The 23621-nt window shown below is 56.6% G+C and carries 23 protein-coding genes; 11 read left to right on the top strand and 12 right to left on the bottom strand.

Going from position 1 to position 23621, the window contains the following annotated elements; translation table 11 throughout:
- Positions 1–17: 17 nt before the first annotated feature.
- Positions 18–638, bottom strand: a complete 621-nt coding sequence (gene rpsD, locus DSM117340_RS01280; RefSeq protein WP_354689835.1) for a 30S ribosomal protein S4 — start codon at positions 636–638, stop codon at positions 18–20.
- 174 nt (positions 639–812) lie between these two features.
- Positions 813–1874 (bottom strand): Hint domain-containing protein, encoded by a 1062-nt coding sequence (locus DSM117340_RS01275; protein WP_177170600.1) that lies wholly within the window; start codon positions 1872–1874, stop codon positions 813–815.
- Between the two features lie 211 nt (positions 1875–2085).
- On the opposite strand from DSM117340_RS01275, the gene DSM117340_RS01270 reads away from it, so the two are divergent.
- The 7 genes from DSM117340_RS01270 (at position 2086) to DSM117340_RS01240 (ending at position 8682) form a co-directional block, all read left to right on the top strand.
- A complete protein-coding gene (locus tag DSM117340_RS01270) occupies positions 2086–2961 on the top strand; it encodes a LysR family transcriptional regulator (protein ID WP_089887219.1) in 876 nt (291 codons plus the stop codon).
- Positions 2962–3039: 78 nt separating this feature from the next.
- A complete protein-coding gene (locus DSM117340_RS01265; protein ID WP_089887217.1) occupies positions 3040–4491 on the top strand; it encodes an aldehyde dehydrogenase family protein in 1452 nt (483 codons plus the stop codon).
- Between the two features lie 4 nt (positions 4492–4495).
- Positions 4496–5473 carry a membrane dipeptidase gene (locus DSM117340_RS01260; RefSeq protein WP_271437333.1) on the top strand — a complete coding sequence of 326 codons (978 nt, stop codon included), beginning with the start codon at positions 4496–4498 and terminating at the stop codon, positions 5471–5473.
- A complete protein-coding gene (locus DSM117340_RS01255) occupies positions 5470–7137 on the top strand; it encodes a hypothetical protein (protein WP_271437332.1) in 1668 nt (555 codons plus the stop codon). Before DSM117340_RS01260 ends, DSM117340_RS01255 begins: the two co-directional genes overlap by 4 nt.
- Positions 7134–7697: a DUF3726 domain-containing protein gene (locus tag DSM117340_RS01250; RefSeq protein ID WP_089887211.1), complete on the top strand. Its 564-nt coding sequence runs from the start codon at positions 7134–7136 to the stop codon at positions 7695–7697. The genes DSM117340_RS01255 and DSM117340_RS01250 overlap by 4 nt, the downstream gene beginning before the upstream one ends.
- 47 nt (positions 7698–7744) lie before the next feature.
- Positions 7745–8275, top strand: a complete 531-nt coding sequence (locus DSM117340_RS01245; protein WP_089887210.1) for a TetR/AcrR family transcriptional regulator — start codon at positions 7745–7747, stop codon at positions 8273–8275.
- A 5-nt stretch (positions 8276–8280) separates the two neighbouring features.
- A complete protein-coding gene (locus DSM117340_RS01240) occupies positions 8281–8682 on the top strand; it encodes an META domain-containing protein (protein ID WP_089887208.1) in 402 nt (133 codons plus the stop codon).
- Here the strand turns inward: DSM117340_RS01240 and recO are convergent.
- Genes recO through DSM117340_RS01205 form a run of 7 tightly spaced genes read right to left on the bottom strand, consistent with a single transcriptional unit; the run spans position 8669 to position 16100 of the window.
- Positions 8669–9403: a DNA repair protein RecO gene (gene recO / locus DSM117340_RS01235; RefSeq protein ID WP_089887206.1), complete on the bottom strand. Its 735-nt coding sequence runs from the start codon at positions 9401–9403 to the stop codon at positions 8669–8671. The genes DSM117340_RS01240 and recO overlap by 14 nt on opposite strands.
- Positions 9404–9413: 10 nt before the next feature.
- Positions 9414–10649 carry a Tm-1-like ATP-binding domain-containing protein gene (locus tag DSM117340_RS01230; RefSeq protein ID WP_354689834.1) on the bottom strand — a complete coding sequence of 412 codons (1236 nt, stop codon included), beginning with the start codon at positions 10647–10649 and terminating at the stop codon, positions 9414–9416.
- A 1-nt stretch (position 10650) separates the two neighbouring features.
- Positions 10651–11586 carry a phosphotransferase gene (locus tag DSM117340_RS01225; RefSeq protein ID WP_271437331.1) on the bottom strand — a complete coding sequence of 312 codons (936 nt, stop codon included), beginning with the start codon at positions 11584–11586 and terminating at the stop codon, positions 10651–10653.
- Positions 11583–12950 (bottom strand): aldehyde dehydrogenase family protein, encoded by a 1368-nt coding sequence (locus tag DSM117340_RS01220; RefSeq protein WP_245724377.1) that lies wholly within the window; start codon positions 12948–12950, stop codon positions 11583–11585. Before DSM117340_RS01220 ends, DSM117340_RS01225 begins: the two co-directional genes overlap by 4 nt.
- Positions 12923–14551: a tripartite tricarboxylate transporter permease gene (locus DSM117340_RS01215; RefSeq protein ID WP_089887202.1), complete on the bottom strand. Its 1629-nt coding sequence runs from the start codon at positions 14549–14551 to the stop codon at positions 12923–12925. Before DSM117340_RS01215 ends, DSM117340_RS01220 begins: the two co-directional genes overlap by 28 nt.
- A gap of 7 nt (positions 14552–14558) precedes the next feature.
- The gene (locus DSM117340_RS01210) at positions 14559–15098 is read right to left on the bottom strand and encodes a tripartite tricarboxylate transporter TctB family protein (protein WP_089887200.1); all 540 of its coding nucleotides are present in this window, start codon (positions 15096–15098) and stop codon (positions 14559–14561) included.
- Positions 15099–15158: 60 nt separating this feature from the next.
- Complete coding sequence (locus DSM117340_RS01205; RefSeq protein WP_089887198.1) at positions 15159–16100, bottom strand: tripartite tricarboxylate transporter substrate-binding protein; 942 nt, start codon at positions 16098–16100, stop codon at positions 15159–15161.
- Positions 16101–16256: 156 nt separating this feature from the next.
- On the opposite strand from DSM117340_RS01205, the gene DSM117340_RS01200 reads away from it, so the two are divergent.
- From DSM117340_RS01200 to DSM117340_RS01190, 3 genes are read left to right on the top strand one after another with little or no spacing between them, the layout of a single operon-like run.
- Entirely contained in the window at positions 16257–17039 is a 783-nt protein-coding gene (locus tag DSM117340_RS01200; RefSeq protein WP_089887196.1) for an IclR family transcriptional regulator, read from the top strand.
- Positions 17036–17698, top strand: a complete 663-nt coding sequence (locus tag DSM117340_RS01195) for an HAD-IA family hydrolase (protein ID WP_089887194.1) — start codon at positions 17036–17038, stop codon at positions 17696–17698. The genes DSM117340_RS01200 and DSM117340_RS01195 overlap by 4 nt, the downstream gene beginning before the upstream one ends.
- Entirely contained in the window at positions 17695–19050 is a 1356-nt protein-coding gene (locus tag DSM117340_RS01190) for an aspartate aminotransferase family protein (RefSeq protein ID WP_089887192.1), read from the top strand. Before DSM117340_RS01195 ends, DSM117340_RS01190 begins: the two co-directional genes overlap by 4 nt.
- Here DSM117340_RS01190 and DSM117340_RS01185 read toward each other — a convergent pair.
- Genes DSM117340_RS01185 through DSM117340_RS01175 form a run of 3 tightly spaced genes read right to left on the bottom strand, consistent with a single transcriptional unit; the run spans position 19047 to position 21633 of the window.
- Positions 19047–20222 carry a lytic murein transglycosylase gene (locus DSM117340_RS01185; RefSeq protein ID WP_089887191.1) on the bottom strand — a complete coding sequence of 392 codons (1176 nt, stop codon included), beginning with the start codon at positions 20220–20222 and terminating at the stop codon, positions 19047–19049. The two genes, DSM117340_RS01190 and DSM117340_RS01185, sit on opposite strands and share 4 nt — an antisense overlap.
- Before the next feature lie 50 nt (positions 20223–20272).
- Entirely contained in the window at positions 20273–20869 is a 597-nt protein-coding gene (locus DSM117340_RS01180) for an ABC transporter substrate-binding protein (protein ID WP_089888851.1), read from the bottom strand.
- A gap of 11 nt (positions 20870–20880) precedes the next feature.
- On the bottom strand, positions 20881–21633 hold the full coding sequence (locus tag DSM117340_RS01175; protein ID WP_245724331.1) for a VacJ family lipoprotein: 753 nt from the start codon (positions 21631–21633) through the stop codon (positions 20881–20883).
- 175 nt (positions 21634–21808) lie between these two features.
- Here DSM117340_RS01175 and DSM117340_RS01170 point away from each other — a divergent pair, with 175 nt between their 5' ends.
- Positions 21809–23551: a type I secretion system permease/ATPase gene (locus DSM117340_RS01170; protein WP_089887188.1), complete on the top strand. Its 1743-nt coding sequence runs from the start codon at positions 21809–21811 to the stop codon at positions 23549–23551.
- Positions 23552–23621: the final 70 nt, after the last annotated feature.

Raw genomic sequence — 23621 nt, 5'->3', positions numbered from 1 at the left:
TTGCGAAATACGCGTGCTTAGTTTTGTGCGTAATATTCGATAACGAGGTTTGGTTCCATCAGAACTGGGTATGGCACATCGCCAAGACCAGGAGCGCGTACGAATGTCGCTTTCATTTTGGAATGATCCGCATCGATGTAGTCAGGCACGTCACGCTCTGCGAGCTGAGTGGCTTCGATCACAACAGCGATCTGCTTGGAGCGATCACGCACTTCGATCACATCACCTTCTTTGACGCGGTATGAAGGAATGTTGACCTTCTTGCCGTTCACAGTGACGTGGCCGTGGTTTACGAACTGGCGTGCCGCAAAAACTGTTGCAACAAACTTGGCACGGTAAACAACCGCATCAAGACGGCGCTCGAGCAGACCAATCAAGTTTTCGCCTGTGTCGCCTTTTACGCGCTCAGCTTCTTTAAAGATGCGGCGGAATTGCTTCTCTGTCAGGTCGCCGTAGTAGCCTTTAAGCTTCTGCTTGGCACGGAGCTGCAGACCGAAGTCAGACAGTTTACCCTTGCGGCGCTGACCGTGCTGGCCAGGGCCATATTCACGACGGTTAACAGGTGACTTGGGGCGGCCCCAAATGTTTTCGCCCATGCGGCGGTCAATTTTGTACTTGGCAGACGTGCGTTTTGTCACGGCTGATCTCCTTCTAAGAGCGAGGCCCCAATGGGCCACTATGAAGGGCGTTGTCCTCTGGATTACTCCTGACAGGCTGGCTCTTGCGAGGGCCACCAACACCAATGAAGCCGCGCTTATATCTGCGCGCGCCCCTGAGTCAAGCGCAAACCCTTTATTTTCAGCTTCAAGCCACTATGCGGCTTCGTGTGCAAGGATCGCCGCTTCCGATGCCGAAAGATTGCGCCGCGCAAAAGCACCATAGCGCTCAGGCTGAACCTCAAAGTCAGGGCGCATCTGCAACAAGGTTTCGCGGTCTTCCTCACTCAAGGTCGAAAGCGCCGTGTTGGCAGGGTGAAAGCTTTCCGTCTCCACGCCATTGGCCCAGACAATTTGGTGGTTTGGAAGCAGAAGGTGGACATAGGTCACCTCTTTCAACTGACTATCCACAACGACATTTTTATCGTTGAGCATGTCCTTTGCCCGCACCAAAACCTCATCCGTGTTAAACAATGCCTGTGCGATCGCCCCCTTTACGAGCATACGATGCTCAGGTGATACGACCAATTCCTCATCAGGTCGCGCAATCCCCAACGCGCCCGCTCTAAAGCGGATCGGCCGCAGACGAGGCATCGCAAAAAGACGTGCGCCCGTCATCCGCCGCTGACCAACCCATTGGATTTCCTGCGCGCCCGCATCTTTTGTTTGGACGTAGTCGCCTTGTCTCAATGTTTCGATGGCCCGCAACCCATCGGGTGTTTCAATCCGCGTGCCTGGCGTAAAGCAAATCACGCCGCCCGCGTCTGGCCCTTCGGCACTTTGCCGGGCAGGCTCAAAACTCTGATGGACAACCCAAAGATCGCGGCCTTTCGGAGGGAGCTGATCGACAAACATCAACAATGGCTGCGCATCAGCGCCAAGCTCGATGAGCGTTACCGTGTAGCTGTGCGATCCATCTGTCACAACAAAACTGTTGTCACTCATATTTTGTGGCGCATCTTCCAACAGGTCACTTCTATCATTGACCGCTGCGCCAACGAGACGGTGCACCATGCGCGCCGCGCGCCGTCTGAGGTTTGCTTCATCGTCCGCTCTGTCCAGCCGCAATAGCTCGGAAGGCCCATCAACGCGCACAGCGTCTCCCTGCCAAGACCACGTTGCCCCAACGTTCAGGTCTACCACTGGCGCATGCGCCAGCCCGTCTATTTTTATTTGCGGCCAAGAGATAACGAACGTGCCCTTAAAGCCCGTTTCCATCACTACTGCCTGCCTCGATCTTGTTTTTATTTTATAAGTTGAGGCTAGCACGACCGATTCGTCCTGCATACCCCCGAAAACACAGGATGAATCCTGATTGTGGCAAAAAAGCTGACGCGAAAACGCGTCAATCACTCAAGGAAAATAGGCTCCCGCCATCCAAACACAAGGCAGCGCTAGACACGGCCCGTCACGCCTGCAAGATTATGGCATGACCCTAAAAATAGATCTTTTACGCGTGTTTTGTGCGGTGGCTGAAACAGGCTCACTCTCTATGGCGGCAGACGCTCTGGGGCGCACGCCCTCTGCAGTCTCAATGGCGCTTAAGCAATTTGAGGAGCACTTGGGCGCCCCGCTTTTTGTCGGCAGCCGCAAATCAAAACTCACACCGCTCGGGCAAGCAATCTTGACTGAAGCCTTACAAGAGATCGCCCATTTCGCGCGCTCAGTGCGGCGCATCGAAGGGCTGGCGCAAGCTACGCATGGAGAAGTCCGCCTTGCCGTGACACCCTCGGTTGCGCAGACTGTTCTGCCTGAGATCATAAAATCCTACAGCGAGCTTTATCCCGATGTTTCCATTGAACTCCGCGATCTGGACAGCGCAGGGGTCTTGGCCGAGCTGGAAGCCGACCGAGCAGATATCGGTATTGCCGCCCTCCCCGAACGCGCAGGCTTTGAGCGCTTTGAGCTCTTCTGCGACCCCTTCGGGGTAGTCTGCCGCGCGGACCATCCCCTTGCCCCGAGGTGGGACAGCCTAACTTGGGCCGACATCACTGAAGAAACACTTATCGCCAACGGCCTATGTGACAAGATAAACGACCCCGCATTTGAAACCATGCGCGCGGGCTCGAGGCTGTTTGTCCACAATACCGCCTCTCTGCTCGCACTTCTGCGCGCCGGTGCAGGGATTTCGATATTGCCCATGCGCGCACTTGGGGCTGGCGAAGATGATCTGGTGTTTCTCCCACTTAAAGACAGCAAAGCAAAACGACACGTACACGTTATGCACCGGACCGAAGACCAGTTGCTTACCCCTGTGCTACACTTCACCGACGCTCTGCGCGCAGCCTCATTTCAGAAAATCTGAAGCAAACTTCAATGAAATTCGTTTGCCCTTAAGCCCTGCAAGGGCCAAAAAGGATCAAACCTTGGCCAAGGAAACCTTATGACCGACATCAAACCAAATCTCATTGCAGGCGCTTGGAGCACAGGCGTAGGCGCGATTGAAAACTACAATCCATCGGATCTATCCGAATTGGTCGGCTTATATGCCCAAGCTTCAGTGCAAGAGCTGGACACTGCCGTCGAGGCGGCTCAAGCCGCCCAAGTCGAATGGGCCGCCTACGGGCTTGAGCGCAAGCAAGCTGTTCTCAATGCAATCGGCAACGAAATGATGGCGCGCGCCGAAGAGCTCGGCACACTCCTCAGTCGCGAAGAAGGCAAGCCGCTCGCCGAGGGCAAGGGCGAGGTCTACCGCGCAGGCCAGTTCTTTACCTATTACGCCGCCGAAGTGCTCCGCCAACTTGGCCAAAACGCACAGTCCGTGCGCCCGGGTGTTGATATCGACATTCGCCGCGAGCCTGTAGGCACAGTCGCAGTAATCAGCCCGTGGAACTTCCCCACTGCCACAGCCAGCTGGAAAATTGCACCGGCATTGGCCTATGGAAACGCCGTGATTTGGAAGCCTGCAAATGCCACACCAGCTTCTGCACATGCGCTCGCTGAAATCATTGCGCGCCAAGATATACCGAAAGGTCTCTTCAGCCTCGTAATGGGCTCTGGCAGCGACGTGGGCCAGAAGCTCGTCGAGCATCGCGGCATCAACGCCATCTCCTTTACAGGCTCAGTTCCCGTGGGCCGCGGAATCGCACAAGCGGCCGTCGGCAACTTCACCAAGCTACAGATGGAAATGGGCTCCAAAAACGCCTTGGCCGTGATGGATGATGGCGATCTCGATCTGGCGGTTGCAGTCGCTCTTGGCGGAGCTTTTGGCGGCACAGGACAGAAGTGCACCGCCTCTTCACGCCTTGTTGTGCACGAAGCTGTGCATGACGCGTTTGTGGAAAAGCTCGTTGCCGGGGCCAAGGCCATGAAAGTCGGCCATGCTCTGGAAGAGGGCACACAGATCGGCCCTGTTGTGAGTGAGGCGCAACTCAAGGAAAATCTCTCATGGGTCGCCAAGGGCCGCGCCGAAGGGGCAGAGCTGGCTTGCGGTGGAGAAGAGGTCGAACGCGCCACAAAAGGATATTACATGACGCCCGGTGTGTTCCTCAACACGACCAACACGATGGAAATCAATCGTGAAGAGCTTTTCGCGCCGCTGACGGCCGTTATCAAAGTTGGCAGTTACGACGAAGCGCTACATACCGTCAACGACACCCGCTTTGGTCTCACCGCAGGCATCGTAACGCGTTCACTTGCCCGCGCCAGCGACTTCCGCGCCCGTGCCCGCTCAGGCTGTGTCATGGTCAATCTCGCCACCGCCGGCACAGACTATCACGTCCCCTTTGGCGGCCGTGGCGAAAGCTCTTATGGCCCGCGCGAACAAGGCTCTGCTGCGGCTGAGTTCTACACAACAGTCAAAACCGCCTATATTTCCGCAGGCTTGCCAGAGTAACCCCATGTATCGCATCGACAACCTCCAATACGCCAACTGGTCTGAGAAAATCTTCCGCCAAATGCGTGAGGGCGGCCTAGATGCGGTGCATGTTACTATCGCCTATCACGAGAATTTCCGTGAAACCGTGCTCAATATGGAGCAATGGAACCGGTGGTTTGAGCAGTTCCCTGATCTGATTGTGCAGGGGCGGTCTGCGGCCGACGTACGCCATGCACATGAAACAGGTCGCACGGCGATCTTCTTCGGCTTTCAAAACCCCTCACCCATAGAGGATGATATCGGCCTCGTCGAAATCCTGCACGATCTAGGCGCGCGCTTCATGCAACTGACCTACAACAACCAGTCGCTCCTCGCGACAGGCTGCTATGAAGATGAAGACACCGGCCTGACACGTATGGGCAAACAAGTGGTGCGCGAAATGAACCGCGTCGGGTTGGTCGTCGATATGTCCCACTCCGCTGATCGTTCAACCATTGAAGCCGCGGACTTTTCCGAACGGCCCATCGCCATCACCCATGCCAACCCGCATGCTTGGCAGCCTGCCCTACGCAACAAACGTGACGAGGTGATCCGCGCTGTCACCTCCAATGGCGGCATGCTGGGCTTCTCGCTCTACCCTCACCACCTCAAAGACAAATCGGCATGCACATTGGCAAGCTTCTGCCAAATGATCGCCGACACCGCGGAAAAGTTCGGCGCCGAACATCTCGGCATCGGGTCAGACCTCTGCCAAGATCAGCCCGACTCCGTCGTTGAGTGGATGCGCGTGGGTCGCTGGACCAAAGAGATCGACTATGGCGAGGGCTCTGCCGCAGCTCCGGGTTTCCCTCCCATGCCCGACTGGTATCAAGACAACCGAGACTTTGGAAACATCGCGCAAGGCCTCGCTGATGTTGGCTTCTCCCAAGCAGAAATTGAAGGGGTCATGGGCGACAACTGGTTGCGCTTTTATGAGCTCAACTTCGGACCAAAGCCATGACAGAGCTGGTGATGCGCCCGCCCGAGCAAGTGATGACGCTCTCGCGCTTAGGCAGTCTGCACCAATGTCGCCTGTCCTTCATGCGTCAGCTGTTGCGCCGTATGCGCCGCGAAAACTGGCAAATCAGCCGCCCTGGTTTTGAGATAAACATCCGTGGCGAGGGCGTCGCCGTCTATACGGCCAAAGGCCCTCAGCGGTCCTATTCTCTCATTGCTTTTGCTCATGACCTACCCGATGAGATGCGCTCTGACCGCGTGATCGCAACAGCATGGGATGCAACCTTCACACTCTTTGACGGCACCCCGACCCCCGATGATGTTGAGAGACTGCGCGCCAATGTGCCACTGCAAGAAGCAGGGCGAGTTAGCAACAAAGAGCTTTCTCTATCCCGCGCAAACCGCTCTGCAAGGCTCTGGAACTATGTTGTAGATTGCCTCGCAAAAGGCGAACAACCGGAAGCAGAAGAGCTTACCAATGTCGGCTATCTGATGCGCACGACAGCCGTCTATGGTTCTGGCAAGTTCGGCGCATCCGACCGCGCCTTCGTGGCGGCGCGGCCCGAATTTGAACCACCTTTTCAGGTCGAGATGCTTTCTGTCTATCTCACCCGCGCCTTTGTCGCTGATTTGGTCGAGCACATGGCCGCACTTAAAGCCCCCGACAAAGCCGTATCGCTAAAGCCCAGCCTGCGCCGCAGCCTTGGGATAGGCAATTCAACAGGCCTCGGCATGGCGCCATTCCTCGTCAATCACCCGCGCCTTTTGAACAACTGGATCACTGCGCGCGAATACGCCCTCGCCAAAATCCGCGCGCTCCCAGACGCGAGTGTCGCCGACATCGGCGCCTTCAAAGCAGCGTTTGAAAAGGCATGCGGCTCTGTTGCACTCTGGAAGTCCGATCATCCGATCCAGCAGGCCAAGCTCGCCGCCCTACGCAAAGACATCACCGCTCTGCAAGCCAAGCTGGTCGACTTTACGGGCGCCGCCTCGCAGCCATGGAATGCCCTTTATTTATGGTCCGAAAGCGCGCTTTCAGAAGAAGGCCAAGAGTTGCTCGTTTCGCTCCTCATGGAGCCACAGAGCGCGCTGTTAGAAGGCCTTGGAGCCTGCATGCAAGCTGATGAACATGCGCTCTTTCGGATCGACGGGGCGATGCCGCTCTCCGACTTGAAAGCCCTCATCCAAACACATTACGCTTGGGCCCTCGCGACCGATTGGCAAAGCCATGAGGCCTCTGCACGGCTATGGTATGTCTCTGAAGCCAAGCTCGAGCCGCGCCTTGGCGAACGCTTTGAGGAGCCCCTTGAGCCCTATGAGCAACCCCTCGCACCGGGGCGAGACGCAAGCCTTCTGTTCGCCGCTCTCGAAAACACCACGCACAAAACTGTGGCCGCCTTTCTCGCTGCACACCCCGAACATCGGCACATTGTTCGACGCGTACAAATGGCTCCGAGCCACCCCTATGGAGAAATCCGAGATAATACGATCAGCGCAAGCATGAAGCCGATCGACATGCTACGCGCCAAGCTTAGCTTCTTTGGAGCGACACATTTTGATCCCCGCTCAGACCGCTGGGTTCGTATCAACATGTTCCGCGGCGCTCCCTACCCAAATGAGCTTGTAGAAGAGCAAGGAGACACTTGGGTCTACGGAGCCACGCCATGAGCTATTCTATGGGCGAAATCGAAAGTCACTGCCGCAAAGCCGCGCGCGGTGCAGGGTTTTCTTTCGGCGAGGCGGAGGAAGCAGGCCAAGCGGTGCGTCGCTTATCCGCCGCAGGCCTCGCAGGGGCAGAGGCACTTCTCGCATATCTCACCGCGCGCGAGGCGGGAGAGACGCAAGACAGTTCCTGCCCAATCAAACTGGGATGCCAATTGGTCGATGGCGCATCGCCCTCCTTGGCGACGTGCCACACACCAATGTTGCTCCTCCCTTTTCTGAGCCCCCTTGCAGAAGCTCAAGGCACAGCCCTCCTCCTGCGAGGCGCAGTCTTTGAGGGGCTCGCAACGCTCGATGGCGGACTGCATGTCATCCATCCCGCGCTACAGGATAGCGATCTGAGCCTTCAATCCGCGACAGCGCCAAACGCAGATCTGGTTTGGAGAGCCACCTGTTCCCGCGATACATATGCAGCACTTGATGCCTTCTGTCAGCGAACCTACGCCCCCGAAACAGAGGCCAGCCGCGCAAAGGGCGCAGGAGCTGGCAACGACGGCAACACCTAAGTCGTAAACCTCTTGCGAGCGACCATACGCTCACGTACCTTCAAGCCATGACCCAAGCACGTCTCAGCAAGCAAGACTGGATCAGCGCTGGCTTTTCAGCGCTTCAAGCCAATGGTCCTTCGGCCCTCAAAGCCGAGCCTCTCGCACGTGCACTCAACACAACCAAAGGCTCGTTCTACTGGCACTTCCGAGATGTGCCCGCCTTTCACAAATATATGCTTGCGCATTGGGAAGACGAGGCCCTGACAGGGCTCATCGCAGAAATAGAATCCCAGAGTTCTCCACATACAGCGCTGCAAAAATTCGTTCACCTTGTGGCAGACCCTTCGGGCACGACGCCGGCCATACGGGCCTGGGCACAATCTGCGCCACCCGTCGCCCAAGCACTTGCCGAAATCGACAGCGCAAGACAGAAGTACCTCGCCGCGCTGCTCAAACGCGCGGGTGTCAGCAACCCCGACATCGCTCAAGCACTCTATGCAGCAGCGATTGGGCAGCAGCTGCTGCCGATAAGCGCCCAAGCCAAATCAAAATCCACGCTGGATACCCTTGTCGACTTGATCTTGGCACTGAGGTGAAGCGGATGAAGCGCGCCCTCTTCGCCATCGCCTTCTGCGCCACACTGGCAACTCTCCCCGCCTGCCAAGCTGACGAAACAGTTCGCGCCTATGGCGGAGCTGAAAAAATATGGCTCTTGCAAGAAATCGACGGCGCCGCCTTCCCAGCCCGCGCAACACTGAGCTTCCCAGATAAAGGCAAGCTTGCCGGCACAGCACCCTGCAACCGCTACTTTGGCACAATGAATGTGCCCTACCCGTGGTTTGACGCAGGCCAGATCGGCGCAACCAAAATGGCCTGCGCTAATTTGGCTGCGGAAAACCTCTTCTTTGCCGCACTCGCAGAAATGACCCTGTCTGAAGTTTTGGGCGACACGCTTTTGCTCAGCAATGACAAGGGCCGGGAGATGGTCTTTAAGGCTGAGTGATCCGGCGTTCAAACACGTTCACAAACCGCGCGCGCGCATCAGGAAGCGGCTTTGTGCCCAGCTCTGGCGCAAGATGCTCGGCTAGAAAATACCCAGTCAGCCTCAAGCCTGCCGCCACGTCCTCATCCTCGGCATCACCTTCTCCCAAAAGCACAGGCGGTAGCTCTAGAAGCTTGCTTGCCCATGCGCCCGCGCCCTCTGCTGTGACAGCACGTCCTGTCTTGGGCGAAACATAAGCAAGACCTTCTTCTGCCCCTGTAACCGCACAACATTTCAGATCAAGCCCAAAGCCAAGCTCTTCCAGCAACGCCACCTCCCATTTGAGGTAGGCCAGAGGCCAGATATCGTCCTGCCCCAGCAGGTCCATTAAAGCCTCGGTGCGCTGGTAGAGCGGCAAATGTACCTCCCGCTCAGGCAAAGCATAGCGCAGCAAAGCAGTGACGGTATTGAGCCCCGCCAGAGCGAGACGCGATCCCAGAACCTGTGCCGAGCGCGAGCGCATGAGCTCTACTGTAAAACTGCCAATATGCTCTTCAAGCCGTGCGCGCCACATCAGGTCAAGCTGCGCACCTGGCTGTAAAATCGGGGCCATCTTACGGCTTGCGCCACCACGCACAACACCGGCATGTAACCCGCGTTCAGGCGTGAGCACGTCAAGAATGGCGCTACTTTCGCCATGAGGCCGCACGGCCAGCAAAATTCCAGTGTCACGCCATTCCATGCGCGCAAGATTAGCGCGTCACAACGCCCTCTGCGAGCCATTTATCAAAGGTAGCCAACACAGCTTCGGCAAAATCCGCATCGTTGATATGACAGTCCAGCTCCTGCGCCGAAACGTTGCCGGGCATATGCTGGCGCAGCGCGTCCATGAAAAGGTGCAGGCCTTCGGCATCATGCAAAGGAGCCCCCTCACGATCCCACTCATTGCAGCCTTGAAGCGGCAGAAAAACCTCAGTTGTACCTGTCGCTTGCGCAAGCTTGCTGCAGATGACTTGAGCCACTTCGCCACGATCTTCCGCAGAGATCATCGCCGAACTGAGCAAGCGATTGTGCGCATGCGTTTCATATCCCGCCAGCCTTGCAGGCGGCTCTTGCCAGCCGACAAAATCAACAAGATCATAACAGCCTGGCGCAATCATCTGTGGAATACCTTTGCGCCCCGCGTTGGTCATACGGTCCGCGCCTGCGGTAATGTTTGAGCCAAAATGATGGTTGGTCACTTCCTGCGGTGCAAAATCCATAACAGCGGCAAAAGCGCCCTCAGCGGCCAGCCCTTCAAAGGCACGCCCACCCATGCCAGTCGCATGAAACACAGCAACTTCAAACCCGCGCTCTTCAAGCGCAGGCTTAAGAGCCACCATATAGCGCAGCACGGTCTTGCCAAAAGACGTCATGCCAATCAGCGGCTTGTCCCAGTTCGGCGCTTCCACAGCCCGCGCTGCCCCAAGCACAGCACCAGCAGCTTGGCTGAGAGATGACTTGCAGACAGAGTTCAGCCCGTAAAGCCCGCCCCCCCAAAGGATCATCTGAATATCAGGCGCAAGCCGATCAGGCGGCAGCATCGCAGAGAAGGAGACTGTCGAAACAACATACTTCGGGACCCCCAACGGAAGCGCCGCGCAAAGATCAAGCGCAAGATCGGTGCCCATAGAGCCGCCCAGCACTATCACACCGTCGAATTTTCCCTCGCGGTACAGCTTAAGGGCAAGCGCCGAGGCTCCATCCGCCATGATCTGCATCGCAATGTTTTCGTCACCCCCGTCAATCGCGGCCTTGATGGAGCTTCCGCCCGCTTCGGCCACCTCATGCTTGGAGTAATCTGTCGGCTTTGAAGGCTCGCCCAAAACGCTCACATCCATCGTGGCCACGCGTCCACCTTGCGCAAGGATCACACTTGCCAGATAGCCAAGCTCATCATCTTTGGTGTCATACGTGCCTACAATAAGGATCGTTTTGTGTTGGCTCATCTCATCTCTCCATAAACGCTTGCGCCAGCTTGAGCGCAGTTGCATTGGCCCGCGCCGCACGCGCAGCCGTGTTTGGCTCATCCGAGCGGTCCATAAACCAGCCCGGATAAGTAAAGGCGCGCAGCATCAAAAATAGATGCAACTCTTGCGGGTCAATCGCTGCGCGCACCCCGTATCCCTCACAAAGAGCCACGCGCAATTCGGGGTAATCAGGCTCATCCATATACCGCAAAAGAAATGTCGCGAGCTCAAAAACGCGAAAGCCGTAGCCCCCGTCATCGAAATCAATCAGGCCCACATTGACCCCGTCCCACATGACATTTTGCCCCACGAGGTCCGCATGAATGAGACCATAGTCAAGCGCACCCTCAAGCGCGGCCAAGTCCTTGTCTGCCTGCGCGCGCGCAGCCATCAGCAAGTCGCGCTCAACCGCGTTAAAATCAGGATGCTCCCAAAATCTCCCCCATAAGGGCGCATCCCCCAAAAGCCCAGCGCGGTCCCACGCAGGACGGGCAAACCCCTTCGCTGGCGGCCACGCATCGCACGCTTCATGCAACGCCGCCATTGCTTCCCCGAGCTTTCGGCAAAACGCAGGCCTGTCACGTACATTTTTCATTTCGCCAGGCGCGCCAAGCGGCGCGCCGCCGAGCCAAGTGACCACACTCACAAGTTGGCCTTCAACCTCGGTGACAAGCGCCCCCGATGGCAAGGCAACAGGCCGCGGCACAGGCAAGCCTGCCTCCGCCATCGCCCCAATCCACGCAAGTTCATGGCGCAGCTCTTCTGCACTGCGATAGCCCACACGGTGCATGCGAAGCGCATAAATCTCGCCCGCGTCCAGACGATAAACCACATTCTCGCGCGCCGCAGCCAGCGTGATCCGAGGGCTTTCAAACCCCCAAACCGCCGCCGCTTTTGCCGCGCCCGCCAAGCTCAAAGCTGAATCCAAGCCGTCTTCAGATCGACATATTTTTCAATCGCATGAAGTGACTTATCATGCCCATTTCCGGACTGCTTCACACCACCCAGCGGCACAGTGTTGTCCGATCCACCATAGGTGTTCACATGAACGATCCCCGCACGAATGCCATGCACCATGCGGTGCGCACGACTAAGGTTAGAGGTCCACACACCCGCCGAAAGGCCATAATCTGTCGCGTTGGCAAGCCCCACAGCTTCATCATCACTGTCAAAAGCCGTCACCGATAGGACGGGGCCAAAGACCTCATTTTGAAACACGTTGTGCCCACGCTCAACGCCCGTCAGGATCGTCGGCGCCATATAGTATCCGCCTGTTTCCTGCAGTATCCGTCCGCCGCCGGTGACTGCCTCCGCGCCCTCGGCCAGCGCCTTTTCCACAAAGCCAAGGTTGCCCTCAAGCTGCGGGATGGAGTTCACCGCGCCAATCTGTGTTTCAAGATCAAGCGGATCGCCCACCTTGAGCTTTTCCGCTTCCGCCGCCATCAGTGCAACAAACTCATCATGCACTGCGCGCTCAACCAAGAGCCGCGAACCAGCTACACAGACCTGCCCCGAATTGCGGAAAATCCCCATCGCCGAAACCTTGGCGGCTTTCGCAAGATCAGGCGCATCGGCAAAAACGATATTAGGCGACTTGCCACCAAGCTCCAGATAGACGCGTTTGAGATTGGAGCGCGCTGAATATTCCAGCAAGCGCCGCCCCACGCCGCCAGAGCCCGTGAACACCAAGGCGTCCACATCGTAGCTCAGCGCCAGCGCCTCACCCGCTACAGCGCCCTGCCCTGTGACCACATTCAAAACCCCGTCTGGCAGCCCCGCCTCGGCGCAAATTCCTGCCAGTTTGAGAAGTGAGAGCGAAGCCGTTTCGGCGGGCTTCAGCACCACAGAGTTCCCCATCGCAAGTGCAGGCGCTAATTTCCATGCACCGATCATCAGCGGGAAGTTCCAAGGCACAATCGCGCCCACAACGCCCACAGGCGCGTGATGTACTAGGCCCAAAACGTCTGGAGCGGTCGGCGCCACCTCGCCATAAATCTTGTCCAAAGCCTCGGCATAATAGCGGAATGTTCCCGCCGCCGATCCCGCCTCAGCTTTGAGCGCCATGTTAAACTCTGTGCCGTTGTCGCGCACGCCCAGAACAGTGAGTTCGACAGCGTATTGCTCAATAAGATCGGCAATCTTATGCAGAACTTTTTTGCGGCCTGCTGGCGGCATATCGCGCCAGCGCCCGTCTTCAAAGGCGCGCCGCGCCGCCGCTACTGCACGGTCCACATCGGCCGCACTCGCGCGCTCTATCGTGGTGAGTTTTTGTCCGTCAATCGGGGAGCATACTTCGAGCGCTTCTCCCGAAGCCTCTTGCCACGTTCCATCAATAAATAGTCTTTGCGGCGCGACATCTGCGCGGCGAAGCTCGTCGATTTGTGCTTGGCTTGCCATTTGGCCTCCTTAAGCAATTTGCGTTGCTGCCACACGTAGCGAAAGTGCAGGATCAGCACTCCGAGGATCATAATAAAGAGGATCATCGCCACAGGGCGGTCGATAAAGTCAAAAGGCGTTTTAACGCGCGCCATACCCGCGCGCAGTTTCACTTCCATAATCCCGCCCAGCACCATGCCAAGAACGATCGGCACTGCAGGCAAGTTGAGGCGCTTCAAAACAAAGCCAAAGATGCCAAAACACGCGGCAATGAGACAGTCCGTGAAGGAATTGCGCAGGCTATAGACGCCAACAAAACTCAGCGTCAGGATCGAAGCACCCAAAAAACGGTTGGGGATTTTGACAACCTTGATGAGTTGGTTGGTCGCAAACAATAAAAAGATCAGCACGAGCACATTGAGAATCAGAAGCGCCAGATAAAGCGCTACAACAAAGTCCATATCATTTTGGAACAGCTGAGGACCGGGCACGACATTGTGCACATAAAACACCGACAGCATCATCGCCGTCAGCGCCTCCCCCGGAATTCCAAGTGCCAAAAGCGGAACCATCGCTGCCGCAGGCACTGCATTGTTTGAAGTCTCCGCAGCAATCAGGCCTTCACTTGCGCCTTTACCAAAGTCATCAGGGCGTTCTGAGGTGCGCTGCGCATATGTATAACTGAGGAACTGAGCCGTAAATTCTCCAACGCCTGGGATCATTCCCATCAAGACGCCGAGGCTGGCGGAAGCCGTGGCCACTCGTGGATGCCGCGCCAGCTCCCGCATGCCCTGAAACAACCCGCCCCGCAGCTTGGTCATACGGATTTTTTCGTCCTGCCCTTGCAGCAGGAAAATAGCCTGTGAAATTGCGAAGAGTCCCAAGACGACGACGATGAGATCAACACCAGACGAGAGCCAGGACTGCTCAAAAGTAAACCGCTTGGAATACTTCACGGGCTCAAGGCCAACCGTGTGCAGGAATATCCCAAAACAAGCGAGTGCCGCCGCAATCAGGCTTTGGCCCCGATGTGCGACCACAACAAGAATGATGCCCAAAAGCGCAGCAAGAAATATCTCGCGGCTGCCAAACATCGGCGCAATCTTGGCAAGCACGGGGGCAAATAAAACGAGGCAGATGACAGAGAACACACCCCCAAAAAAGCTTGAGGAGTACGCAAGGCTCAGGGCACGCCGCGCCTCGCCTCGCGTGGTCATAGGGTAGCCATCATAGGTTGTGAGCGCGTTCACCGCTGTTCCCGGCGTATTGATCAAGATCGCAGGGATCGAGCCACCATACATGGACGAGCCATAGATCCCCAAGAGCACCGTGAGCCCCACAATCGGGTCCAGACTGAAGGTCGCAGGCAGCAAGATTGCAATCGCAACAGCAGGGCCCACACCCGGAATCGCCCCGATCAGCACGCCACCGATCGAGCCCACCAAAAGCGCAATCATCACATCCCAGCGCGCCAGAATTTCAAGACTTGAAAGTATCAGATCCATAAACGCCTCAAAAATTCAGAATGAAGAAAGAGCGCAAAGCATCTGGCAGGTATTCATAGATCGCCCCACCCGGAATTTTGACGCTAAGGAAAGATTTGAACACGACGACAACAGCAAGCGCGACCAACACAGCCGAACCCAGCATCGTGCGCGATCGATAGCCAAGGCGGTAGCATAACGTAAGCATGAGAACGATGGTCATCGGCAAGTAGCCAAGCTTGGGTACAAGCATCACATAAGCCAAAAACCAAATCACATACTCAATTGCGAAAAACCAGATTTTCCACTCGACGACATCGACCCGCTCAAACCCGCGGCGCGGCAGCTTCCACAAATGCAGCCCGCCAAAGAGCACCATGCCAATCACCGAAACGGCAGGCCAGAAGCGCGGCTGAGCAAAGAATTGCGTGCCCTTGGCCCATTTGGTCTCATTCCCCAGTTGGCTCAAGAGCAAAGCAGAGGCCACCAAAAAGACAATCGCAAACAACGCCTGCCCTCTCAGTGGTCCATCAAAGCGGCGGATTTCTTCACTGCGATCTTTGCTCATATCGATCCCCAAGACACAGAAAGGCTGGGCAAAATCTTCGCCCAGCCAGTTGCTGTCGACTTATTCCAAGAGACCTTGGATTTTGGCCACGGTTTCGATGTTGCGTGCCACGCGCGCCGCGGCATCATCAGCACCCTGCCAATACACAAGCGCGCCTGTTTCCTTGGCTACGTTTTGCGCCCGCTCGCTCATCACTGTTTTTTCAGCAACAGCAATGATCTTCGCACGGACGTCCGCAGGCGTGTCCTTGTGAACGAACAAACCGTTCCAAAGCGCGATATTCATCTCGGGGTCCACTTCGCCAGCTGTTGGCGCATCTGGAACAAGACTGATCCGTTCGTCAGTGATGGAGACGAGCACCTTCACATCATCAAGACATGGAAGGATCAGCTGCAATGTGGTGTTGATCACATCCGCATCTCCAGAGGCCAACGTATTGCAATCGAGCGCATCAAATGCGGCGTCACTGCCCCACTCAAAACCCTTTGTAACAGCCATTGCTTTAGTCACCTGAGTGGGTGTCAGCGGGTCGCCAAAGTGCCCGAGCGCCACATCGTTTTCTTTCGCGTAAGCAGCCAGCTCGTCCATATTGGAGTAAGGCGCATCTTTGCTTGTCGCGATGACAAATGGATATGTGAGGAAAATACCCAGCGGGTCAAACTTCTCTGGTGTCAGCTCGTCAATCCCGATCTGGTGCCCAACGACAGGCACCCCAATCACAAAGGAGCCGATGGTGTAGCCATCCGCAGGCGCTTGCGCCACCTCGATCGCACCAGGGAACGGCCCGCCGCCGCCGCCAGGCTTGTTCACAACAGCCGCTGAAACGCCGTACTCCGCCTGAAAGTCTTCGGCAATCATCCGTGTCAGGACATCCTCCAAATCACCTGGAGGCCAAGGCACAATAAAGCTCACAGGTTTTTCTGGATATTCAGCCATCGCTGCGCCGCCCATGGCGGCCATGGTCAGCGCTAAAGCGCCGCCGAGAATCTTGTTACCTAGCATCGTTATCTCCCTGATCGTGCTGGTTCATTATTTGAACCGTTGGTTCTAAAACAGATTGACAGACCCGTACTGAGTCTGTCAACACCTTTAAAGAGCCAAGCAAGCGTAGCCTGTCTTCAAATACGTACACCGGCCTCTTCGGCCAGAAGGAAATCCATGGGAACTGTTTCCAAAGCTTTGTCATTACTGAATTATTTCAGCCGATCTCAGAGCCATATTGGCCTGAGTGAAATGGCGCGCCTAACGGGTATGAACAAGACAACAGTACACCGGATGCTCACCGAGCTTCAGGACCAAGGATTCGTTGAACAGACCAATTCTGGCCGCGAATACCGCCTTGGGCCCGCCTTTCTACGGCTCGCTGCCCTGCGCGAAGCCACGGTTCCGCGCCGCGATCTGGCCCAAAGCGTGGCGGATGATCTTGCGATGCGCACAGGCGAAACAGCCCATGTCTCGCTCCTCCATGGTGAAGTCCTGAGCACGATCGCCTATGCCTACGCCCACCAACACGGCCTCCAAGTCACAATGGATGACGCCGAAATCTTGCCGCTTCATGCGACAAGCTCGGGCCATGTCGTGCTGGCCTACGCCGATCCGTCCTTTGCCAAAGCCGCGCTTGAGCGCCCTCTAGAAGCCTTCTCTTCAGGCACACTCACAGACCGCAAACTGATCAAGGCCAAACTTGATGACATTCGTCGTGACGGTTTCGCAGAGGCCATCAGCGCCTTTGAAACCGATGTGCACACGCACGCCGCACCTCTCTTTGATGCAAGCCAGGCCTGCATCGGTGCCGTCGCAGTCGCCGCGCCCTCGGCGCGCATGTCCCCCGAGGCCCGTACGCGCATCCGCACAGCATTACTGGACGCAAGCCCACGCCTCACACGGCTGATGGGCGGCTTTCTCCCTCCAAGCTATCGCCAGAAAGAACCCGCCGCATGAATACACGCGCGCTTATCCTTGATTTTGGTGGCGTCATTTCCCGTACGCTGTTTGAAACTCATGATCTGAGTGAAAAGGCGCTCGGCCTACCCAATGGCTCGCTCACATGGCAAGGTCCCTTCGCGCCCGAGGCCGACCCCCTCTGGCGCGCAATGCAGGCTGACGAAATATCGGAGCGCGACTATTGGAAAAGCCGCACCGCTGAAGTCGCCAAACTCGTAGGCCAGAACTGGAACGAGATGAGTGATTTCGTGCGTGCCGCGCGCGGGGCTGACCCTGACGCCGTCATCCGCCCCGAATTTCGCACCACCATTGCCGCTTGCAAGGCCGCTGGCGTTCGCCTCGCCATCCTCTCCAACGAGCTTGATCTCTTCTACGGTGCAGACTTCCGCGAGAAGCTGCCCTTCCTCAAAGACTTCGAGGTGATCGTCGACGCGACCTACACAGGCATCCTCAAGCCCGATGCGCGCGCCTATGAGCAGGTTCTGCAAGAGCTAGGCCTACCCGCCGCCGACTGCGTCTTTGTCGATGACCAGCTTCGCAACATTAAGGGGGCAGAGGCCCTAGGCCTGCCAGCCGTGCATTTTGACGTGATGGCCCCTTCCCAAAGCTATGCAGAGGCTCTGCGCCTCCTTGATCTTGAAAGGACAGACCCGTGAAAGACAGCAATTTCCTGAAGGAAAAGAACGCCCGCTCACTCTGGCACCCCATGGCGCACCCCGCCGACAGCCTCGCAAATCCACCCACAATCGTAACCGGCGCAGAAGGCGTCAGCATCATTGATGTCGACGGCCACAAAGTCGTTGATGGGGTCGGCGGGCTCTGGAACGTCAACCTTGGCTTCTCCTGCCAACCGATCAAAGATGCCATTGCAGCCCAGCTTGAGCAGCTCCCCTATTATTCCACCTTTCGTGGCACGACCAACGACGCAGTCATTGAACTGTCCGAAGAACTGCGCGAATTCTTTGAGCCTGACGGTCTGACGCGCGCCTTTTATACATCTGGCGGTTCAGATTCAGTCGAAACCGCCCTGCGCCTCGCGCGTCAGTATCATAAGGTCAAAGGCGAGCCCGCGCGCACCAAATACCTCAGTCTCAAGAAGGGATATCACGGAACGCACTTCGGCGGCGCCTCCGTCAATGGCAACGCCAATTTTCGGACCGCCTATGAGCCGCTCATGGCGGGCTGTTTCCATATTCCCGCGCCCTATCCCTATCGCAATCCGTTCAATGAGACAGATCCGGAAAAGCTTGCGCAGCTTTGCCTGCAAGCACTTGAAGATGAAATCGCCTTCCAGGGCGCAGGTACAATCGCCGCCTTCATAATGGAGCCTATCCTTGGCGCTGGCGGGGTCATTCCGCCTCACAAAAGCTTCATGCCAGGCGTGCGCGATATCTGCACACGCAACGGTATTCTGCTCATTGCCGATGAGGTGATCACCGCTTTTGGCCGTACCGGTTCATGGTCGGGCAGCCGCCACTGGGGCGTCAAACCAGACTTTATGTGCACCGCCAAGGCCATAACAAACGGTTACTTCCCCTTCGGCGCCGTGATGATCGCTGACGACGTCGTGCAGGTCTTTGAGGGAGACAAAACAGGCAAGGCCGCCATCGGTCATGGCTATACCTACTCAGGCCATCCTGTTGGCGCAGCTGCGGCGCTGGCGTGCCTCGCCGAAACAAAGCGCCTCAAGGTCAACGAAAACGCCGCCGCACGCGGGGCCGAACTTTTCAGTGGCTTGCAAGCCCTACAAGACAAATACGAAATGATAGGCGATGTGCGTGGAGGGCATGGTCTAATGTGCGCACTGGAGTTGGTGTCAGACCGCGCTAGCAAAGCTCCGATTGGCAAAGGGCCCATCGGCACGCTGCAAGAGGTCACATATCAAAACGGAGCGATGGTGCGAGTCTCAGGGCCAAACGTGATCCTCTCGCCCCCCCTCGTGCTTACGTCTGCTGATGTACAGACAATCCTAACAGCGCTCGATGCAGGCTTTGCCGCCGCAAGTTAAAGCCTGTTGAGAAGCTGGTGCGTGGGCCACGCATCAGCTGGGAGCCCAAGCTTTTCTTGCATATCCTGTACAGCCGCGCGCGTACCAGCGCCCAATATCCCGTCAATCTTACCGACATCATAGCCTTTGCGCGCGAGCTTTTCTTGCAGAATTTTCAAATCGCCCCCTGCAAGCCCGCGCTCGGGCTGGCCCGCATCAAACACGGGCGCACCACCAAAACGATTGGCAAAATATGCCGCTGTGAGCACATAGGTGAAACTTTGGTTCCACTCAAAATAAACGCGAAAGTTGGGATAAGCGAGAAAGGCTGGTCCCTTGCGGCCCTGCGGCAGAATGAGAGAAGCGGGCAAGTGTCCCGCCAGCTTTCCGCCACGTGGCTTTACGCCCATCTTTGCCCAGTCAGATGCCTTCATTTGCGTGCGCAGTCCGGACTTTGACCAATCCAATTCCTCAGGCACAACCACTTCTTGCAGCCAAGGCTCGCCCGCGCGCCAGCCCAGATGCTTGAGCATCTTGGCTCCGCTCAGAAGCGCATCCGCAGCAGATGTCTTGAGCAAGACATGCCCATCTCCGTCACCATCAACACCATTGTCGATAATATCCTGAGGCAGCATCTGCACCATGCCAATCTCTCCCGCCCAAGCCCCTGTCGTTTTGGTCGGGCTAAAGTCGCCATGCTTGTAGAGTTCGAGCGCCGCAAAAACTTGCGGACGGAAAAGCTCTGGCCGGCGGCAGTCATGGCTGAGTGTCATCAGCGCATTGAGCGTGTTGAAATTCCCTTGATACGAGCCGTAATCCGTTTCAAACGCCCAAAACGCCAGCAGAACGCCGCGGCTCACACCATATTCACGCTCCACACGGTCAAAAATGCGATCATAGCGCTTGGCATTCATCACGCCTTTGTTGAGCCGTTCATTTGAAATAAGTCTGCGGGCAAAGCTGGTAAAGTCTAGCTGAAAGACCCCCTGTGCACGGTCCGCTTTCAGCACTTTTCGATCAACCCGTACGTTGGCAAAAAAACTGTCGACCAACGCCGCATCATAGCCCTTGGCACGCGCTTCTTTTTTTATGTCCGAGACAAAATCAGCAAAGCTGTCACCACATTTCGCAACAACGCTCTGTGGCAAAGCCAACACTAGCGCCAGCAAAGCCGCCTTAAGAAACTTGCACATGTAACCCTCAAACTCATAAACAAATCGGCCTCTCGGCGTCAGGAAAGTCCCTACCCGGCGTTCTTCAAATCGGCGACCAGCGCATCAATATCACCACGGCGCTTGTCCAGCATTGAGCCAATCTCTGTTCGTTCCGTCAGGAGCATGTTGATGCCCTCGATGTAGAGATTGAAGAATTTGTTCCCACCCGAACGATCAGAAACAAGAAACGTCACTTCAAAGGGCGACTGCCCCTTCAGGTAAGCGACAGCGCTCACCTCATACCATTTCTTGACTTGCTTCACGCCCGTGACTTCAAGACGTCCGCCGATAAACTCACGGAACCGACGGCCATACTTACGCGCCACATAGGTCTCAAATGCTTCAGAATAAGCCCGCTTTTGCGCGGCAGTGGCGGTGCGCCCGTCATTGCCCAATGTATAGGCCGCAATATAAGCGGTATCTGAATAACGTGCGAAAATACGCTCGAAATCTTTGTACATCGCGTCTTCGGATTTGCCCGACCCAATCACAGAGTTGATCTCGCCCACGAGCTTATCCACCAAGCTGCGCGCTTCATCCTTAGAAAACGCCTGTGCTGACAGGGGGGGCAGAACAAAGCTGGCCACAGTCGCAGCCATCAGTTTGATCGAGTGACGACGTGTCATAAAACGCATAATCAGAAACCTTCTGTGTTCAGATCAAAGGGGTCAAGCTCGGCTTCTGGGGCCGCTTGGCCCAATTCAAACCGACGGTTTTGCAAGTAAATCGTTTGCGCCTGCGCATAGCTGTCGGCGCTGTCATAGAGAACAGAATCGATCGTATCTCCAAAAGTTCCACGGTCGCCAAGGCGTGCCGCCACAGAAGCGCCCGTGCCATAGTAACTTTCAGGCGCTGGAACCATGTAGGTCAAAGGATTGGTGAACAGGTCCACAATCCGTCCAACTGCGTCCCGCTCTGTTGCAGGGCCAATCAGCGGCAGCTCAACATAAGCGCCTTCGCCCACACCCCAGACAGCCAGCGTCTCGCCAAAGTCCGCTTTCGCACGGTAAAGCTTGAATTCTGATGATGGGTCAAAAATCCCACCAATCCCAAGCGTGGTGTTCAAAGCAAAGCGCAGCGTATTTTGCCCAGCCTCTCCAATGCGCCCTTGGAGCACGTTGTTCACAATCGTTCCCGGAAGCGACAGGTTGGAAGAGAAATTACTGACGCCACTTTGCACAGGCTTGGGCACAATGCTCACATAGCCTTTGCTCGCAGGCCGCACGAATGTGCGATCCACGGCTCTGTTGAATTCATGATTGTTGCGATTGGTCTCAACATAGGGGTCAAATACAACGGACGGGTCCAGCGCCGCATCCCGCTTTGTGCAGGCGGCAGCCAATCCCATCACGGCAATCAGTGCAACAGGTTTCAAAAATCCCTTTTGCAACGCAAACTCCCCACTCAAATCCATCTTACCCATCTATGACATCTGAGCCCTGAGCCCAACCAGTCTACTTTGTTATTGCGAATATGTGGCAGTTTGGAAACAGGCCAACGCCTCAAATGCGCGATAATACGCGTGATTTGAGGATTCCATAAGGGTTTATGCGTATGAAGTGCGCATGAAAGTACCCAGTAACCAGTTCGGCTTTGAAGAGTTACGCGCGGCACGGCGTGAGTCGCGCGCTCTTTTTTGGGCCGCAGGCTTGTTCAGCGCCTTTGTAAACCTGCTGATGCTCACGGGCCCGCTCTATATGCTGCAGGTCTATGACCGCGTTCTTGGCTCGCGCTCCGTCGCTACACTCCTCGCGCTCACCGCCCTTGTGGTCTTCCTATATACGATGATGGGCCTGCTTGATTATGCCCGCGGGCGGATCATGGCACGCGCTGGCGCGCGTTTTCAGGCGCGTCTAGACAAGCGTGTCTTTGACGCCGTTATGCGCAAAAATGCCCTCGGCCATCAGGACGAAACGGCCTTGGCCCTGCGCGATCTGGAAGCAGTGCAACGCTTGCTCACCTCCCCCGCGCTCATGGCCCTTTTTGACATGCCCTTCGCACCGCTTTTCCTGTTTGGGATATTCCTGTTCCACCCATGGTTGGGCTATCTTGCCATTGTCGGCGGCGCCCTTCTGATCGTACTGACCCTTACAAATCTCTTGGCCACACGCCGTCCGCTAAACCGTGCCAACAGCGCGGTCGCCCATGCCGAAATTTTGTCAGAGCAGATTCGCTCCGAAGCCGAAATGATCGAAGCGATGGGGATGCGCGCATCTGCATTCGCGCGCTGGCAAAAGGCCCGCACGGCCTCTTTGTCAGAACATATGACCGCAGCGGATCTGAGCGGAGTTTTCACAACGTCAGGCAAAGCCTTTCGCCTCTTGCTCCAGTCCGCCATGCTTGGCCTCGGCGCATACCTCGTGCTGCAAAATCAGCTCACGCCAGGTGCGATGATCGCGGGTTCCATCCTGATGGGCCGCGCTCTCGCTCCGATCGAGATGAGCATTGGCCATTGGCCACTTTTCGCTCGCGCCCGCAAAGGGTGGCAAGTCTTGGCTCAATTGCTATCAGACGTTCCCCCAGAGCATACGCGCATGCCCCTTCCGCGCCCGAATGCTCTTTTGGAAGTGATCCAAGTCACGGTTGTGCCTCCCGGCGAAGCTCAGGCTTCGCTCAAGGTGGTTAACTTCACAGTCAAGCCTGGCCAAGCGGTCGGCGTGATCGGAAAATCAGGCGCAGGCAAGTCATCCCTTGCCCGCGCACTCACCGGCGCATGGCGTCCAGCAGGCGGCAAAATTCGCCTCGATGGCGCGGCCCTTGATCAATACGATCCCACCATTCTAGGCGACCTCATCGGGTACCTGCCCCAGCGCGTCGAGCTTTTTGAAGGGACGATAGCCGAAAACATTGCCCGCCTTTCACTGGCGCCTGATGCCGCCGCAGTTGTAAAAGCTGCGCAACGTGCAGATGCTCATGCAATGATCGTCGCTTTGCCTGACGGGTATGACACCAAAGTTTCGGCAAATGGCGGACGGTTGTCAGGCGGACAGATTCAGCGGATCGGCTTGGCGCGTGCCATGTACGGAGACCCCGTTGTATTGATCCTTGATGAGCCGAACTCCAACCTCGACAATGACGGCAGCCAAGCGCTCAATCGGGCCATTTCAACCTTCCGCAAAGAAGGTAAGTCCGTCCTGATCATGGCCCATCGACCCGCGGCAATCGAGCAGTGCGACATCCTCCTGATGCTCGAAGAAGGCCGTGTTCTCAGCTTTGGTCCCAAGGAGGAGGTTTTGCGCCGTATGGTCCAGAACCACTCCGAAATCACCAAGCAAGCTGGCAAAGGCGAAGGTGGAGGCACGCTATGAGCAACACCCGACCCCCGGAATCCAGACTCAGTGAAGCCCAAGCAGCCCGCACCGAGATCAACCGTGCTTG

Origin of the sequence: Lentibacter algarum (assembly GCF_040580765.1) — a bacterium.
Taxonomy (GTDB): domain Bacteria; phylum Pseudomonadota; class Alphaproteobacteria; order Rhodobacterales; family Rhodobacteraceae; genus Lentibacter; species Lentibacter algarum.
The sequence above is the reverse complement of the archived record's forward strand: the minus strand, read 5'-3'. Positions and strand labels throughout refer to the sequence as shown.

Excerpts from the sequence above, each read along its gene's own strand:
- DSM117340_RS01275 (WP_177170600.1), bottom strand. The coding sequence starts at position 1,874 with ATGGAAACGGGCTTTAAGGGCACGTTCGTTATCTCTTGGCCGCAAATA.
- DSM117340_RS01270 (WP_089887219.1), top strand. The coding sequence starts at position 2,086 with ATGACCCTAAAAATAGATCTTTTACGCGTGTTTTGTGCGGTGGCTGAA.
- DSM117340_RS01265 (WP_089887217.1), top strand. The coding sequence starts at position 3,040 with ATGACCGACATCAAACCAAATCTCATTGCAGGCGCTTGGAGCACAGGC.
- DSM117340_RS01260 (WP_271437333.1), top strand. The coding sequence starts at position 4,496 with ATGTATCGCATCGACAACCTCCAATACGCCAACTGGTCTGAGAAAATC.
- DSM117340_RS01255 (WP_271437332.1), top strand. The coding sequence starts at position 5,470 with ATGACAGAGCTGGTGATGCGCCCGCCCGAGCAAGTGATGACGCTCTCG.
- DSM117340_RS01250 (WP_089887211.1), top strand. The coding sequence starts at position 7,134 with ATGAGCTATTCTATGGGCGAAATCGAAAGTCACTGCCGCAAAGCCGCG.
- DSM117340_RS01245 (WP_089887210.1), top strand. The coding sequence starts at position 7,745 with ATGACCCAAGCACGTCTCAGCAAGCAAGACTGGATCAGCGCTGGCTTT.
- DSM117340_RS01240 (WP_089887208.1), top strand. The coding sequence starts at position 8,281 with ATGAAGCGCGCCCTCTTCGCCATCGCCTTCTGCGCCACACTGGCAACT.
- recO (WP_089887206.1), bottom strand. The coding sequence starts at position 9,403 with ATGGAATGGCGTGACACTGGAATTTTGCTGGCCGTGCGGCCTCATGGC.
- DSM117340_RS01230 (WP_354689834.1), bottom strand. The coding sequence starts at position 10,649 with ATGAGCCAACACAAAACGATCCTTATTGTAGGCACGTATGACACCAAA.
- DSM117340_RS01215 (WP_089887202.1), bottom strand. The coding sequence starts at position 14,551 with ATGGATCTGATACTTTCAAGTCTTGAAATTCTGGCGCGCTGGGATGTG.
- DSM117340_RS01210 (WP_089887200.1), bottom strand. The coding sequence starts at position 15,098 with ATGAGCAAAGATCGCAGTGAAGAAATCCGCCGCTTTGATGGACCACTG.
- DSM117340_RS01205 (WP_089887198.1), bottom strand. The coding sequence starts at position 16,100 with ATGCTAGGTAACAAGATTCTCGGCGGCGCTTTAGCGCTGACCATGGCC.
- DSM117340_RS01200 (WP_089887196.1), top strand. The coding sequence starts at position 16,257 with ATGGGAACTGTTTCCAAAGCTTTGTCATTACTGAATTATTTCAGCCGA.
- DSM117340_RS01195 (WP_089887194.1), top strand. The coding sequence starts at position 17,036 with ATGAATACACGCGCGCTTATCCTTGATTTTGGTGGCGTCATTTCCCGT.
- DSM117340_RS01185 (WP_089887191.1), bottom strand. The coding sequence starts at position 20,222 with ATGTGCAAGTTTCTTAAGGCGGCTTTGCTGGCGCTAGTGTTGGCTTTG.
- DSM117340_RS01180 (WP_089888851.1), bottom strand. The coding sequence starts at position 20,869 with ATGACACGTCGTCACTCGATCAAACTGATGGCTGCGACTGTGGCCAGC.
- DSM117340_RS01170 (WP_089887188.1), top strand. The coding sequence starts at position 21,809 with ATGAAAGTACCCAGTAACCAGTTCGGCTTTGAAGAGTTACGCGCGGCA.